Source organism: Kaistella antarctica (assembly GCF_900109615.1).
In the GTDB taxonomy this organism is placed as follows: domain Bacteria; phylum Bacteroidota; class Bacteroidia; order Flavobacteriales; family Weeksellaceae; genus Kaistella; species Kaistella antarctica.
Genome location: NZ_FOIX01000003.1, coordinates 559,669 through 575,951 on the forward strand (window position 1 = coordinate 559,669; position 16,283 = coordinate 575,951).

General features: G+C 36.3%; 11 protein-coding genes. 5 read left to right on the top strand and 6 right to left on the bottom strand.

Annotated elements, in window-relative coordinates:
- Nucleotides 1–12: 12 nt before the first annotated feature.
- The 6 genes from kdsA to BMX49_RS11145 form a co-directional block, all read right to left on the bottom strand.
- Nucleotides 13–822 (bottom strand): 3-deoxy-8-phosphooctulonate synthase, encoded by an 810-nt coding sequence (gene kdsA, locus BMX49_RS11120; protein ID WP_034720773.1) that lies wholly within the window; start codon nucleotides 820–822, stop codon nucleotides 13–15.
- Between the two features lie 143 nt (nucleotides 823–965).
- A complete protein-coding gene (locus BMX49_RS11125) occupies nucleotides 966–1,493 on the bottom strand; it encodes a DUF1697 domain-containing protein (protein WP_034720775.1) in 528 nt (175 codons plus the stop codon).
- Nucleotides 1,494–1,545: 52 nt separating this feature from the next.
- Nucleotides 1,546–1,986, bottom strand: a complete 441-nt coding sequence (locus tag BMX49_RS11130) for a hypothetical protein (protein ID WP_034720778.1) — start codon at nucleotides 1,984–1,986, stop codon at nucleotides 1,546–1,548.
- A gap of 50 nt (nucleotides 1,987–2,036) precedes the next feature.
- Complete coding sequence (locus BMX49_RS11135) at nucleotides 2,037–5,036, bottom strand: zinc-dependent metalloprotease family protein (protein WP_034720780.1); 3,000 nt, start codon at nucleotides 5,034–5,036, stop codon at nucleotides 2,037–2,039.
- 225 nt (nucleotides 5,037–5,261) lie between these two features.
- A complete protein-coding gene (locus BMX49_RS11140) occupies nucleotides 5,262–6,251 on the bottom strand; it encodes an adenosine deaminase (RefSeq protein ID WP_034720783.1) in 990 nt (329 codons plus the stop codon).
- A 21-nt stretch (nucleotides 6,252–6,272) separates the two neighbouring features.
- Complete coding sequence (locus tag BMX49_RS11145) at nucleotides 6,273–9,758, bottom strand: glycosyltransferase family 117 protein (protein ID WP_034720786.1); 3,486 nt, start codon at nucleotides 9,756–9,758, stop codon at nucleotides 6,273–6,275.
- A gap of 225 nt (nucleotides 9,759–9,983) precedes the next feature.
- On the opposite strand from BMX49_RS11145, the gene BMX49_RS11150 reads away from it, so the two are divergent.
- From BMX49_RS11150 to BMX49_RS11170, 5 genes are all read left to right on the top strand, one after another.
- Complete coding sequence (locus tag BMX49_RS11150; protein WP_034720787.1) at nucleotides 9,984–11,021, top strand: PLP-dependent cysteine synthase family protein; 1,038 nt, start codon at nucleotides 9,984–9,986, stop codon at nucleotides 11,019–11,021.
- A gap of 104 nt (nucleotides 11,022–11,125) precedes the next feature.
- Nucleotides 11,126–12,400, top strand: coding sequence for an aminotransferase class I/II-fold pyridoxal phosphate-dependent enzyme (locus tag BMX49_RS11155; RefSeq protein ID WP_034720789.1), 1,275 nt, complete (start codon nucleotides 11,126–11,128; stop codon nucleotides 12,398–12,400).
- Between the two features lie 79 nt (nucleotides 12,401–12,479).
- Nucleotides 12,480–12,890 (top strand): nucleoside diphosphate kinase regulator, encoded by a 411-nt coding sequence (gene rnk, locus BMX49_RS11160; protein ID WP_051803843.1) that lies wholly within the window; start codon nucleotides 12,480–12,482, stop codon nucleotides 12,888–12,890.
- A gap of 116 nt (nucleotides 12,891–13,006) precedes the next feature.
- On the top strand, nucleotides 13,007–15,202 hold the full coding sequence (locus BMX49_RS11165) for a B12-binding domain-containing radical SAM protein (protein WP_034720790.1): 2,196 nt from the start codon (nucleotides 13,007–13,009) through the stop codon (nucleotides 15,200–15,202).
- Nucleotides 15,203–15,303: 101 nt separating this feature from the next.
- Entirely contained in the window at nucleotides 15,304–16,059 is a 756-nt protein-coding gene (locus BMX49_RS11170) for a COG4705 family protein (RefSeq protein WP_034720792.1), read from the top strand.
- Nucleotides 16,060–16,283 lie beyond the last annotated feature (224 nt).

A 16,283-nucleotide genomic window follows, 5' to 3' on the forward strand; every position in this document is an offset into this window, starting at 1 on the left:
GATAACGAAAAATTAGAGAATTGCTTCTCGAACGCGTGTTAATTTCTGCAGCAACTCTTCCAATTTATCTAAGCGCAGCATATTGGCTCCGTCGGATAGTGCACAACTCGGATCTGGATGAGTTTCGATGAAAAGCCCATCTGCACCAACAGCGATTCCAGCTTTTGCTATGGTTTCAATCAATTCCGGTCTTCCACCTGTAACACCAGAACTTTGATTCGGCTGTTGCAAAGAATGAGTGACATCTAAAATCACCGGAGCATAATTTCGCATCGTTGGGATTCCGCGGAAATCAACAACCAAATCGGTGTAGCCAAAAGAGTTTCCTCGTTCGATAATTGCCGTTTTTGGGTTGCCCGAATCATTCACTTTCTGCACGGCAAATTGCATTGATTCCGGCGACAGAAATTGTCCTTTTTTCAAACTAACACATTTTCCAGTTTTTGCGGCTGCAATTAGTAAATCAGTTTGGCGAACTAAAAATGCTGGGATTTGTAAAACATCAACATATTGAGCGGCCAAAGCGGCGTGATTATTTTCGTGAATGTCTGTTGTGGTTGGGATGTTAAAAGTCTCGCCTACTTTTCTGAGAATTTCCAGAGATTTTTCTTCTCCAATGGTGGTGAAAGAATCTACTCTACTGCGATTTGCTTTTTTGAAACTGCCTTTAAAAATATAAGGAATTTCATATTTATTAGTCATCTCCACAATTTTCTCGGCAATATTTAAAGCCATTTCTTCGCCTTCTATGATGCACGGACCCGCAATTAGGAAAAAGTTTTTTGAATTTTTATGGTGGATATTTTCTAGATATTGAATCATTATTGATGTTTAATGTTGGACTTTCGGTTGAGTCACAAAAATACGGATTTTTTTGATGAATTATTTCAGTAATTTACTAAACGGTTTTAAAATGATCTACAAAAAAAACTGATCCAAAGTCAGTTACTGATATTTGGTTTTTACTAAAATTTCTTTAAAATTTTCTCCATCGTATTTAAATTCCGACACGTCATTTTTTCTTTCAATAATTTTTTCCCTAAAACTTTTCCGAAGGTTGAAGCTAAAGTATTTCCCTTCTCCACCTGCCAATAAAAGGTTTGATCGATAATCGCTCCTTTTTCACTTTCAGATTTTGTAGATTGATTGAATTGTTCTAAAAGTAGCTGGGCAATATTTTCGACTCCTATAAAAACATAAATGTGGAGGTCTTCCAATTTTTGAAACGGATTGTTTTTTAAAATTTCAGCAACTTCTTTTTCCGTTTTTAGGAAAATAAAAGCTTCATAATTAAAATAGTCTGACATCGCTTTCTCTAGAATCCGCTTTAATTCAGACTGGTTTTTATTGGAAGAAAACAAAATGTTTCCAGTTGCTAATACAGTGGTGACTTTTTGCATTCCAGCTTCGGCAAATACTTCGATAACCTCTGTCATCTTCATCGAAGTTCTGCTGACATTAACACCGCGTAGAAAAGCACAATATTTTTCCAAATTTTATTTAAATTTTGTTGACCATTTATTTATTAAAATTTCACCCTAATCCTTATTTCAAATGATCATTGATTTGTCCTACCTCTCCCTTTTCATTTAAGTTTGGTTTGATATAAACTTTATATTTATTGCAGCTGCCTTTAACAGGTTCTATAAAATATTGCAGGCCATTTTCTAAATAGGCTCCACTCATCGATTTCGCTAAAATAGTTAGTGATATGATTTTTTGATTATCCGCAGATTTTCCTTTAAGGATTTTTAAATCTGGAACGGCAACTTCAGAGATGCTTCGTTCTGACACTTTAAATAAAACAGGCTTTCCATCAACATCAAAAAGATTGATTGAAGACACTCCATCCCTGGTTAATTTTTGCTGTTTTGTAAATTCTTGATTCCATTTTTTCACATTGAATTTAAAAATAAACTGCTGCGATTTCTGCCCAGATACTAATCCGAAACAAAGCAAAAAGATGAATAGTGCATTAAATTTCATAATAATGGATATTAAAAAAAGCCACCTTTACGATGGCTTTTCAAAGTTAATTATTTTTTAATAATCTTTTCCTGATGAACCACTTTGCCTTCATCTAATAGTAAAAGGAGATAGGTTGCGGTTTTTAAACGGCTGAAATTGATCGTCTTGTTTTTAAGAACATTACTTTCAATTAATCTTCCTGAAATATCCAAAATCTGGTAACTAGTGATTTTTTGCTTGCTTACAACAGTCAGATAATTATCGACTGGATTAGGAGCAATCATAAATCCTTGAAGCTGATCAGAATTCTCCGAAGTAGCTAAGCCACTGGTTAATTGCAAAGATCTTTCATTACCACTTATCGCAAAACATGTTCCCGCGGTAGCGATTTCTGCAACTGTTTGATTAACGAACAGAGCGCTATTAACTGCAGTTGGATAAGAAATTCCTTTTACAGTATAAGTTCCAACTGGCAAAGAGGTGAAGTTAGCAGTACTGCTCACTGCTTTTATTTTACTGTCTAGATTACTAATTGCTAAGAAAGTATAATTGAAGCCTGCTGGAGTTGTTAAAGAATTATACAAACTTCCAGGGCCCGTGCTGATAATGTCATACGTTAAATTATTAGCAGGATTGCTGAAATTACAAATTACGGCATAATAGGTAACACCTTCCTGCAAAACCATGTTTTGTGTAGAAGTGGAAGAAGAATAGCTGCTACCACTAACATTGTAAGCGTTGGATGCTACAAAATTGCCCAGCGTATAAGGAGAGCCAGAATGGATTGTTACGATTAGAAACGCACCTGTTTTCGTAAATACGTAGCTACCTGTTTTGGTCACCTTAAAACTGTAGGTAACAGAAGGATAATTATTGACTGCCAATTGAGGTGCTGTCATTGTAATATCACTGTAAGCAAAAATATTATTCGATGTTGCGGTAGTGTAATCAATATTTTTAATGGTGTACGAATTACTTGCGGCGCCTGGAGCAACCATATTAAGATTGCTGGCTGCGGTTCCAACTGTGGCCACAACGCTTGACGTCGGATTGATAAATGAACTGTAAGCTAAACAACTGGATGAAATCGTAAAGTCTTTATCTGAAACATCATAAAATTCTGCATTAGCATTGATAGCTGCCACAATTTTTACCCGTGCAGTAGATGTCTGAGGGACGTTTGGCATTGTGATACTTTGAGAACCATCGTTAGGTGTATTGATGACTAGGTTATAAGGGTAAGTATTTCCACCATCAATTGAGAGTAAAATGTTTACCGTTGATTTTAAAGCATTTGTACCATTGACACTCCAGGTAATTGTTGCAGCGGATAAAGCTGGTATTGTAATACCCGTGACTGACGGATAAGTAACCTGCAGCGGTCCACTGTTATCAACTGTCACGACCATTTCATCAGAATCTACGCCACCCGATAGTGCGTTATTATCTCTCACCGTAAATCGAAATTTCATTGTGCGTGCTACTGCAGGAAGAACTTCCGCATCATTAACTGGCGGTAAATTCTGATTGTTTAGAACATAAGTTAATTTCGGAAAATATCTTTCTGTGCTTGAATTACTTTGCTCAGATCTGAAGAGAGGAGCATTCGCCGTACTATTGCTCGCAACATAACCACCCGCTCCGGCTATAGTACTGCCAAACGCTCCTTTATCATTGGCTGTTGCAATATCTGCTTGTTCCCAAGTATAAGACAAATTAGTATCATTCGGATCAGAACCGATACCATTTAATTTAAAGGGGGTGTTTTTTGGAATTGTAATGTCTGACCCAGCATTTGCGACAGGGAGCTGATTGCCGGTTCCCTGTGTTGTAAAACAGTTAGCCGGTCCAGTTAGATTACTCGTAATTTGGTCCAAACTTCTCGCATTGAAGTAACTTAAACCATTATTTCCTGTATTGGTTTGATTGGTTGGTACGGTACAATTATTTCCGTAACTCATAATGGTTGTTCCAGCGCCTGGTTCTACAGCTGCAGTACTGCTCCAGCCAGAAGTACAGAAAGTTGGACTTCCAGCGCTTCCTCCAACCGCATTATAAGTATGCCCTGCTGTAAATTGATGACCCATTTCATGAACGATAAGATTTGCGGTAATCGCCTTAGGCATCGTGATGTTCCATTGACTCCAAGCTCTTGCTTTTGCCGTAGCAGTGCACGGTTGCGATCCAGCTTGTCCTTGAGCTCCGCCACCAGTCATAATGTGGAAAGTATGGCCAATATCATATAAGGCATATGGCAACGTTCCGTTTGTATTCATGGTCGTAAAACCAGTTTGGGAATTTGCTGCACTCGCAAATGAAGGACTTACTGTGAAAGGATCTGTATTTGGATCTGTAAAAATTAATGTTTTATCGGTGGTTTTCGAGATTACATTAAAAGTCATTGAAACTTCAGATTCGTAAATCAAATTGATCAAATTTAACATACTTAAAGCTTCAGCTAAAGCGATATTTTGATCACCAGAAAACGCCTGAGTAAATTCTCCTGTTGTTGCAATGGCCATTCTAAATTTTCTAAGCTGATTGCCATACGGAAAATTCGGCGCAGAACCTTTTGATATTAGATTATCTCTCACGGAATTCAGCTCTTGCATCAGATTTGAATCGAAGGCATTATCACAGGTAAAGTTCACTCCGAAATCTGCAAACGCTGGATAAACTCTATAATTTCCTGTAGAAGTATTGTACGGTTCTACATAAAAATAGCCTTCGCTGTTTTTTAAGATGGCAATAATATGATCTTCAAACAAAGAAAGTTTCAATGTTGATTTTCCATCTGCAGATACGCCATTGAAAGTAGTTACAGCTGCAGCTCTTTGCTCGGTGAGATCATTTTCAATTAACTTATAAACAACTTTTTGCCCGTTCATATTTGGCAAAGTGATGTTCAAATTTTTAATCAGTTTAGGAGACGACTTCTGATTGTTTACAGCTTTTTGAAGGGAGAGAATCGTCAGTGGATAAACCTTTCCAGGTATTTCATTTTCTGTAATCTGTTGGGAATATAACATTCCGAACGATAAGATAAAGAGGAGTAGTAATTTTTTCATGGTGTTATGTTTTTACAAAAATAACAAATAATCATAAAAATCTTTGGGTGATTTCACCTATTTATGCAAAAAATTTGACGTATCAATAAATTTGAATAACTCTCTTAAAGGCCATAACGAACAAGGAGCTTTCCCGCAGGTTAGCTCCTTCTTTTTATCGTTTTTGATTTATAAAAATATTTTCTTAAAATAAAAGTAATTTCATCTTAAATATCAAAAGTCTAATTATACCATTTTTAAAAATTTCTCTTTATCTTGTTCTGAAAGGAAAGAATATTCAAAAGAATGACGAACCAATTGCTTTACCTCTTGTAGCGATAAATCCAAAGCCTCAATACAACTAATATAATTTTGAGTTAAATAGCCACCGAAATAAGCAGGATCATCAGAATTGACTGTTACTTTTAAACCTAAATCCAACATCTTTTTCAAAGGATGATTATCGATATGATCAACATTTCGAAGTGCCGTATTCGACAGCGGACAAACCGTTAAACCAATTTTTTCCTGAACCAGTCTTTCCACTAACTTAGGATCAGTTAAGCAATTGTTTCCGTGATCGATTCGGGCAATCTTTAATAAATCCAAAGCCTCGTAAATATATTCTGCGGGACCTTCTTCACCTGCGTGTGCTACTGGAACATAACCTTCTTTAATAGAAGCTTCAAAAACTCTTTGAAACTTTGATGGTGGATTTCCTTTTTCCGAAGAATCCAGTCCAACTGCCTTTATGAGATGTTTGTATGGAAGCGATTGTTGCAGTGTTTCGAAAGCATCTTCTTCTGATAAATGACGCAGATAACTCATTATTAATAGTGAAGAAATCCCAAATTCTTTTTCAGCTTCTTCACGCGCGCGCTGGATTCCATTAATCACCGTAGAAAATTCCACTCCTCTTTTGGTATGTGTTTGCGGATCAAACATGATTTCGGCATGCAGCACGTTTTCTTTGGCGCATTGTTTAAAGTAAGCCATCGTCAAATCATAAAAATCCTGCTCGTGGATCAGCACGTTTGCGCCGGCGTAATAAATATCCAAAAAATCCTGTAAGTTGCTAAATTGATACGCTTTATTTACATCTTCAATCGTTGCGTAAGGAATTTCAATCTTATTTCTTTGAGCGATTTCAAACATGAGTTCCGGTTCAAAACTTCCTTCAATATGAAGATGTAATTCTGCTTTCGGAACTTGCTTAATATATTCTAATGCTGTCATTTTACTTAATTTTTTTTTAATTTACTGCGTGGCCTTCATAATCGCAGAGGTAATTTGGCTTTCTTTTTCTTTTGAGTAGGTGGAATCATAAGGCTCCATAATGTCAAACAAATAGGTGTAAAAAGGCGTAATCTTTTGAACTTTATCTGCTTCACTAAAAGCTTTTTCTTTGCCCATGGTTTGTAAATCTTTAATAAAAGTATTGAATTTTTTATCTATTGGTTCGAGAGATTTTACCAAGTAATCGTAACCTTTATCTTTCTGACCGATTTTCGCGTACGCATCGGAAACCGCTCCCACTACTAATGAATATTCCATTGGTTTGGTTCGCATTTGTCTGCCGACAAATCGCTGTTCTCTTTCAGATAAACTGTTATAATATTCATACTCCGTAAAGATTCCTTTTTTCAATTCCTCGGCAAGCTTTAATCCTTTCTGTTCTTGGCCAGCCACGATGTAGCCGTAAACCATTGAACTTAAAGAACGCGGATCATTATATTTTGAAACTGGAATTTCTCTGGAAGCTAAATCTAATACTTCCACAGCTTTGGCTTTTTGTCCAGAAAGAGAAAGTGCTTCGGCAGCACGGCTGGCAGAACTTCTATAACTTACAATATTCTGAGTACACGTTTCGTCGAAATGAACATTCAAATCTTTGAAATTACCCCATCTGAAATTTTTAACAATACTATATAAGGAGTTGGCGTCTACTCTACCCATTTCTCCATCTTCACGTTCTTTGGTTTCAATCGGAACTAAACGGTAACTAAATCCGTCATATTGCAAATAATCTCCCAAAAAGAATAAGTTTTCAGGATCATAAATACCGCCTGAAGAGAAGTTAATCGGTCGCTTCCAATCGAAGTTTGCCAAAATATCCATCAACAATAAATTGTTTTTGAACATGCTCGTTTTCTTATATTCAATCGTAATTTGATCAACGGTACTTGCTAAATCCTTCTGCTCAATTGTTCCCGATTTCAAAGCGTTTTGTTTGTTGACCGGTAAAACGAATTTAGAAACAGGCAGGAAATTGAACTTCTCATATTTTGCTTCCCCAAAAATCATCTTTAAAATTTCATCTTTATTATCAGATTTTAATTTAATAAAATTGACGGCTTCTTTTAGCGTCATCGAATCTTGGGATAAAAACTTTCTAAATTCTGGGAAAACATCATCAGGAGCTCCTTGCTCTTTCATATTTGAAAAAATATTCTCCCAATCCTTTTTGCCCATAATGAAGATCTGGTCATTCGTTCCATCACGGTAATCTTCATGCGTAAACACCGACGGAACCGGCATGGATTCATAGGTTCTTCTTTTTACCTGATCAATATTCCAAGGGGTGGAAAGCAAAGTAAAATTCACCACCTTCACATCTGGTCGCATGCCGGAAGTTTCTTGCATTCCCCAAATTGGGTAGGTATCATTATCACCGTAAACAAATAGAATATCGTTTTTCGGTAAAGATTTTAAAGTAGAATATGCGTAATCGTAAGCGGCGTATCTCCCACTTCTGTCATGAACATTATAGTTCTGAAAACCCATCATTAATGGAATTCCGAGAAGAATAACTCCGGCTCCAATATTTAAAGAGTTTGATTTTACTTTTTCCTGTAAATACCAAAGTATTGCACCGGCTCCCAGACCGATCCAAATCGCAAAAGCATAGAAAGAGCCGACCATGGCGTAATCTCTTTCCCGCACTTCGAAGGGTTTTACACCGGTGTAGAAAATAATTCCGACACTTGTGATAATAAACAAGGATAAGATGCCGTAGAATCGTCCGAAATCACGATTGAGCTGGAAAAAGAAACCGATTAATCCTAAAAGTAAAGGTAAAAAGAAAAAGCCGACGGTACTTTCATTTTTAAATTTTGCCGGCATCTTGCTTTGATCGCCATACATCGCATTATCGATAAATGAAATTCCGGAAATCCAGTTTCCGCGGTTGTTTTCCATATTCCCTTCGAGGTCATTTTGGCGACCGACGAAGTTCCACATCAAATATCTTACAAAGTAATATCCATTTTGGAAGGTGAAGAAATAGTCTAAATTTTGGGCTAAAGAAGGCTTTTGAACATTGATTAAATTATAAGGTTTGACTTGTAAATAATCAGCTGCTTTGATTGTACCATCCTCATATTTTTTACGAAGATCATCAAAAATCTGAATAGCTTCCGGACTATCCGCTACGTCTGCATTTTCATAATTAAAGGAGAAATCTGGCGCACCGTACATGGCGATATAGTTTTCCATCACCCCTTTATCTTCGTTAAACATTCTTGGCAAAATGCTTACATGATCTTGGCTGAAAACGTAATCGAATCGTTCGCCTACTTTACGGTAGGTTTTTGCTTTTTCATCTTTTTCATAGACATCGTCAGTTTTTCTCGTTTTATAACTTCCGTCTTCGTTTTTCTGAATTCCGTTAGCATCTAAATAGGCGGTGTAATTTTGACCGTAAGAAGTTGGCCAGTCACCATATTGTACCCGATTGTAATAATCGAGCATCCCAATTGCATTATCAGGATTGTTCAAGTTCATAGGTGGATTTGCGGTTGCACGAATCGGAATTACCATCCAACAAGAAAAACCAATCATCATATAAACCACTGAAAGAATAATGGTTTGGTAGATATTCTTTTTAATATTCCGAGCGTATTTCAACGCAAAATAGCAGAGTGCAACTAAAATAATAAACGCGATGATTGTTCCCGAATGGAAAGGCATCCCAATTCCGTTTACGGCAAAAACTTCCATCTTTCCAAACAAAGTCATGATTAGAGGGAAGATTCCTTTAAATACAATCGCTAAAATCACTAGAGTAATAACATTTGCCCACAGAAAACTTTTCCAGGAAAAGGTATAGTTTCGAGCGTAGTAAATGAAACAAACGGCTGGTATCGCTAGCATTCCCATCATGTGAACCCCAACTGACAAACCAGTTACAAAGAAAATTAGAATAATCCAGCGTTCGTTATCTGATTCTAAATATTCATTTTCCCATTTGGTAATTAACCATAATAAAAGGGCGATGAACATTGACGCCATTGAATAAACTTCACCTTCTACAGCTGAAAACCAAAAAGTGTCTGAAAAAGTAAAACACAAGGCGCCTATAACTCCAGCAAATAAGATGGAGATTTCTTGATGCTGGGTAACTTCATTAAAATCTTTATGCAATAATCTTCGCACAAGATGCGTAATCGTCCAAAATAAAAACAAAATGGTGAAGGCACTAAATAAAGCGGACAATCCATTGATCACGACTGAATAATTTTCACCATTACCAAAAGCAAGCATGGCTACAACAGCACCAACCAATTGGAAAAGTGCGGCACCTGGAGCATGGGTAACTTCTAATTTAACGGCAGAAGAAATATATTCTCCTGTATCCCAGAAACTAAAATTCCGCTCCATGGTTGAGAGGTAAGTGAGAAAAGCAATGACGAACACGACCCAACCTAAAACGGTGTTCCACTGTTTAAAAGCCCAATTTTTCATATTAAATTTTCAATGTTGCGAAAATAAGGTTTTTAACTTATTATATGATGATTTTAACAAAATTTAAACAATACGCTAAGTTTCTACAAGAAATGTACAACGCTGCAAAATACGTTGTCCACTGACATATCTCATAGATTGAAATACAAACCAAGGTAATGATAGTTCAATTATTTATTTTTTAGTATTTTTGCATTCGGTTTTAATAGACTAAAATGAAGAATAATGACTAATGTTCACGATAACATTCTGGGCCTAATTGGTAATACTCCTTTGGTTAGACTGAATGAAGTTACCAAAGAGATTCCTGCTACCGTATATGCTAAATTAGAATCATATAATCCTGGCCATTCTACCAAGGACCGTATTGCAATTCATATCATCGAAGCAGCTGAGAAAAAAGGCCTTTTAAAACCTGGCTCAACCGTCGTTGAAACCACCTCTGGAAATACGGGGTTTTCAATCGCGATGGTTTGCATCATCAAAGGTTATAACTGTATTTTGGCGGTAAGTGATAAAACGAAGCAAGAAAAAATTGCCTATCTGAAGGCTTTAGGAGCTACTGTTTATATTTGTCCCGCAAATGTAGCAGCAGACGATCCCAGATCCTATTATGAGGTTGCGAAAAGAGTCGCTTCAGAAACTCCCAATTCCATTTACATCAATCAGTATTTCAACGAATTAAATATAGATGCTCATTACCAAAGTACGGGTCCCGAAATCTGGGCGCAAACTGATGGTAAAATTACGCACTTAGTTGCCTGTACAGGAACAGGAGGAACACTTTCAGGTTCTGCTAAATTTTTAAAAGAGAAGAATCCTAATATCAAAATCATTGGTGTTGACGCTTCTGGATCTATTCTGAAAAGCTATCATGAAACTGGCGAAGTTCATGAAGAAGATATTCATCCTTACCAAATTGAAGGGATGGGAAAAAATCTAATTCCAGGAGCTTTATTATTTGATCAGATTGACGAATTCGTTCGGGTCAATGATGAAATGGCTGCCTATCGAACACGCGAAATTGCTTTGAAAGAAGCTATCATGGGTGGTTATACAACTGGTGCCGTAACGCAAGGACTTTTACAATATGCGAACGCTAATCCTTTTCAAAAGGACGATATCGTGGTGATGATCTATCCAGATCATGGGTCCAGATACATTACTAAAGTATACAGTGATCAATGGATGGCAGACCAAGGATTTATAAACAATGGAGTTCACAATTATGACAAAGTTTATAAAACAGAATTGATCAAATAGGATAATATTAAAAAAAAATAAAGAAAAAACCTTTTTGTAATGAGCGAAAGGTTTTTTTAGTTTAAAATAATTAACTTTGAGTAGTTACAAATAACATTTAAATAATGAAAGATATTTTTGATCGCCTTAGAGAAAACCCAGGACCATTGGGACAATTTGCCGATTATGCCGAGGGTTATTTTGTTTTTCCAAAACTAGAAGGTCCTATCGGTCCGAGAATGAGATTTCAAGGTAGAGAAGTTATATTCTGGAGTGCAAATGACTATTTAGGTCTTTGCAACCATCCAGAAGTTTTAGAAGCTGATGCAAAAGCTGCGGCTGAATACGGATTGTTTTACCCAATGGGTGCGAGAGCGATGTCTGGTGAAACAGAACAGCATCAACAATTAGAAAGAGAATTAGCCGAATTCGTAGAGAAAGAATCTGCATACCTTTTAAATTTTGGTTACCAAGGAATGGTTTCTACCATAGATGCCCTAGTTGGCAGACATGATGTAATTGTTTATGATGCCGATTCACACGCTTGTATCGTTGACGGTGTACGTCTTCATATGGGTAAAAGTTTCACCTATAAGCACAACGATATCGCGAGTTTAGAAAAAAACTTGATTAGAGCAACTAAGGTTGCAGAAGAACAAGGTGGTGGAATTTTAGTAGTCACAGAAGGAGTTTTCGGAATGCGCGGAATGCAAGGAAAAGTTAAAGAGATTTGCGATTTGAAATCAAAATACAATTTCAGATTATTACTTGATGACGCTCACGGTTTTGGAACTTTGGGAAAAACAGGTGCTGGTGCTGGTGAAGAACAAGGTTGTCAAGATCAGGTTGATGTTTACTTTTCAACTTTCGCTAAATCGATGGCAGGTTTCGGCGCATTTATCGCAGCAGACAAGGATATTATCCGAATTTTAAAATATAATTTACGTTCGCAAGTTTTTGCAAAATCTTTAACAATGCCAATGGTTATTGGAGGATTAAAAAGACTAGAATTATTACGCACAAGACCTGAAATCAAAGAAAAACTTTGGGAGAACGTTCGTAAATTACAGAATGGATTATTAGAAAGAGGTTTCAATTTAGGAGGCTCTAATACATGTGTAACTCCAGTAATGATGGAAGGTTCTACCGTAGAGGCTACCCTACTTTCCAGAGATTTAAGAGAGAATTTTGGAATTTTCACCTCAGTCGTTATTTATCCAGTTATTCCAAAAGGAATGATTTTGCTGAGATTAATTCCAACTGCGTCGCATACCGATTCAGAAATTAATGAAACTTTAGCAGCATTTGAGGCGATTCATGAAAAACTAGCTTCCGGCTTTTACAAAAAGCAAGAGCAAGAATTATTGGAGGAAAAAAATCTCCAATTCAAGGATTCGTAAAATTTTTCAGAATATATTTTTATATAGACCGTTTGAAAAATTCAGACGGTCTTCTATTTATTTTATCCCCATTAAAAACATGAGCCAAGTTATTATTACCAAACAAGATTTCAATAAAATCCATAGATCTATTACCGATGCTAAAGCTAAAAACAGCATCAAACCTGAAGAAGCTGAGAAACTTCTAGCAGAATTGAAATCAGCAAAAATTGTAGAACAAGACAAAGTAGACGGCGATGTCGTCACTATGAATTCGATTGTAAAAATTCATTTCCAGAATAATAAAACGACGATGGAGTTTACGTTAGTTTATCCAGCGGATGCGAATATTAAAGAGCGCAAAATCTCTATCTTTTCCTCTGTTGCGTCCGCATTGATTGGCTATCGTGTCGGTGATGAAATCGATTGGCTAATTCCTTCAGGCATGACGAAAATTGTAATTGATGAAGTACTCTATCAGCCAGAATCTGCTGGAGATTTTGAACTGTAAATTACGAGATATTAAAGAATTAAAAAACCGTTAGAACCATCTGACGGTTTTTTTCAAAATAAAATCAATGGCCTTAAATCCAAAGATTTAAAATAAATTTGCAAAAAGAAAATCGCTTGAAAGATCTGCTCCTCATCACTCCGCCTTTTACCCAACTCAACACTCCTTATCCGGCCACGGCTTATATTAAAGGTTTTTTGAATACCAAAAATATTTCAAGTTATCAGATTGATTTGGGAATTGAAGTGATCTTAGAATTATTTTCAAAAAGTGGAATTGAAAATGTTTTTGCAGGAGACATCAATTTAGTAGAAACTTCAGAAAACTCAAAGCGAATTTTTGCATTGAGGGAAGAATATGTTAAGACCATCGATCAGGTTGTTCTATTCCTTCAAAATCATAATCCAACTTTAGCAAGGCAAATCTGCAGTATGAATTTTCTGCCAGAAGCTTCCCGTTTTAATCAGCTTGATGACCTGGAATTTGCGTTCGGAAATATGGGTTTGCAGGATAAGGCCAAACACCTGGCGACGTTATACTTAGAAGACATTTCAGATTATATCGTAGAGAATATTGATGCTGATTTCGGGTTTAGCAGATATGCGGAGCGGATTGGTCAAAGTGCGAATTCCTATGATGAACTCTATTCAAAGTTAAATTCTAACTTAACTTTTACGGATGATTTTACTTTAAAATTATTGAAAGAAAAAATAGATTTAGTTCAGCCTAAATTGGTTTGTTTTTCTGTTCCTTTTCCCGGAAACTTATACGCTGCTTTCCGGTGCGCTCAATTTATTAAAACACATTATCCGGAACTTAGAATTGTGATGGGCGGTGGTTTTCCGAATACGGAGTTGAGAGAGTTAAAGGATTCTCGCGTCTTCGAATTTTTTGATTACATCTCTTTAGATGATGGCGAATTGCCCATTGAACTGGTTTATGAAAATGTGATTTCAGGGAAAGAGATAGCAGAAGGTGAATTCAAAAGAACTTTTGTCTTAGAAAATCAAGAAGTCACTTACAAAAACAATACAACGAAATCTGATTATAAACAAGCTTTCATCGGAACGCCCGATTATACCGATCTGCTCTTAGACCAATATATTTCCGTTATTGAAATCGCCAATCCGATGCACAGTTTATGGAGCGACGGACGTTGGAATAAATTGACCATGGCGCACGGCTGCTATTGGGGAAAATGTACGTTCTGTGATATTTCTTTAGATTACGTTAAATTATACGAACCGATTTCCGCTAAAATTTTGGTGGATCGGATGGAGGAATTGATCGCCCAAACTGGAGAATCAGGTTTCCATTTTGTAGATGAAGCAGCACCGCCAGCTTTGATGAGAGAAGTAGCGTTAGAAATTTTACGAAGAAACTTGGTAGTCACTTGGTGGACGAATATTCGTTTTGAAAAAAGCTTTAGCAAAGACTTATGTTTCCTTTTAAAAACTTCAGGTTTAGTTGCTGTTTCTGGTGGACTCGAAGTTGCCAGTGATCGTTTGCTTAAATTAATAGACAAAGGTGTTTCTGTACATCAAGTCGCAAAAGTGACCCGCAATTTTACTGAAGCTGGCGTGATGGTTCATTCTTATTTAATGTACGGATTTCCAACGCAGACCATTCAGGAAACGGTGGATTCCTTGGAAATGGTCAGACAATTATTTGAAATGGGAATTGTGCAAAGTGGTTTCTGGCATCAGTTTGCCATGACTGCTCACTCACCGATCGGAAATAACCCAGAAGAGTTTGGCGTAAAACCTTTGAAGAAAGAAATACTCTTTGCGCATAACGATATCGACTTTACCGATGAAACTGGAATTGATCATAATAAATTCAGTTTTGGTTTAAAGAAATCGTTATTGAACTTTATGCACGGAATTAATTTTGACCTCCCATTGAAAGATTGGTTTGATTTTAAAATCCCCAAAACAACCATTCACCCAGATTATATCCATGATTGTCTTTTGGAAGAGGAAAGCTTGGTTTTCAAGGGAAATTCAAAATTGCTTTTTCTGGATAAGAATGCAAATGTAGAGACTTTCGTAAAAAACACTAGAGCGGGAGCTTTTGAGTTAAGCAGATTAACGTTTCATCTTAAAACCAATATTGTAAAAATCGAACTAGACCGTATTAAAGCAGACTGGCTCATGAAAATATTCGCGGAGAATTCAACCGATAATCCTAAGAAAATTACGCTTCAACAACTGAAAACTCAATTTGAAGAAACTTTTGAGGATTTTGATTTATTCTGGTTTTCAAAACCAATTCAACAATTGAAAGAAAACGGCGTTATTTTGAGTTTGTAATTTCTTTGAGTTGTGAAATTTCGGAAAAAATTTAACAAAATTTTATTTGGACTAGAAAAATATTGGATACAAAGTTGATGCGTGCAACTTAAAATAAACCAATGAATTCTGCTGAAGACTTATCGCTAAATAAAATAGCAAAAATCACCTTACTCTTTTGGCTAATGAAAATTGTCGCCACAACACTCGGCGAAACTTTAGGTGATTTTATCGCTCAAACTCTAAATCTCGGGTATCTTGTAGGAATTGGGATTACCTTAGTTTTCTTTTTAATTACCCTCTGCTTACAACTTTCAGCGAAGAAATATGTTCCCGCTTTTTTCTGGTTAGTCATTATTGGAACGACAACTTTAGGAACTGAAATTTCAGATTTTATAGACCGAAGTTTGCATTTAGGTTATGCGCTTGGAAGTTTAATCCTGATTGCCTGTCTTTTATTAACCCTCTATCTTTGGTATTTAAAATACAAAAATCTGGAAGTCTCGCCGATTGTCGAAAAACAAAAGGAAATCTTCTTCTGGGTTGCAGTCTTATTTTCAAACAGTTTAGGAACTGCCTTTGGAGATTATTTGAATGATGGTTTAGGTTTGAGTTATCTGGTCGGAGCAGCGATTACTTTGTCAGTTATTATCGTGGTCGTCTTACTGCATTCCTTTACCAAAATCAACCATATCCTTTTATTCTGGATTGCGTTTGTTTTTACACGCCCGTTTGGTGCAACTTTCGGAGATTTTTTAACCAAGCCTATTGCTAAAGGTGGCTTGGACTTGGGAACTTTGAATGCATCGCTAATTTCAATCGCGATCATGATTGCCTTAATTATCATTGCGCACCAGAAAGAAAAAATTAAATCCTGATTGTGACATGATATTTTCCTTAGTTTCAACAACTATATATTTAAAAAATATAAAATTCAATTGTTAGAAATGGGTTTTCATCTTGTCGGTAACTTCTGGGATAATGGCAATCTCAGGAATGTGATAAAAAAATCCCGTCATGATAAAAAACGGAATTTATATTGATGGTAAAATATTTTTATCTATAGTAGATTCACGATGGTTAGTAATCATGTTCACATCTA

Excerpts from the sequence above, each read along its gene's own strand:
- kdsA (WP_034720773.1), bottom strand. The coding sequence starts at position 822 with ATGATTCAATATCTAGAAAATATCCACCATAAAAATTCAAAAAACTTT.
- BMX49_RS11130 (WP_034720778.1), bottom strand. The coding sequence starts at position 1,986 with ATGAAATTTAATGCACTATTCATCTTTTTGCTTTGTTTCGGATTAGTA.
- BMX49_RS11135 (WP_034720780.1), bottom strand. The coding sequence starts at position 5,036 with ATGAAAAAATTACTACTCCTCTTTATCTTATCGTTCGGAATGTTATAT.
- BMX49_RS11140 (WP_034720783.1), bottom strand. The coding sequence starts at position 6,251 with ATGACAGCATTAGAATATATTAAGCAAGTTCCGAAAGCAGAATTACAT.
- BMX49_RS11145 (WP_034720786.1), bottom strand. The coding sequence starts at position 9,758 with ATGAAAAATTGGGCTTTTAAACAGTGGAACACCGTTTTAGGTTGGGTC.
- BMX49_RS11150 (WP_034720787.1), top strand. The coding sequence starts at position 9,984 with ATGACTAATGTTCACGATAACATTCTGGGCCTAATTGGTAATACTCCT.
- BMX49_RS11155 (WP_034720789.1), top strand. The coding sequence starts at position 11,126 with ATGAAAGATATTTTTGATCGCCTTAGAGAAAACCCAGGACCATTGGGA.
- rnk (WP_051803843.1), top strand. The coding sequence starts at position 12,480 with ATGAGCCAAGTTATTATTACCAAACAAGATTTCAATAAAATCCATAGA.
- BMX49_RS11170 (WP_034720792.1), top strand. The coding sequence starts at position 15,304 with ATGAATTCTGCTGAAGACTTATCGCTAAATAAAATAGCAAAAATCACC.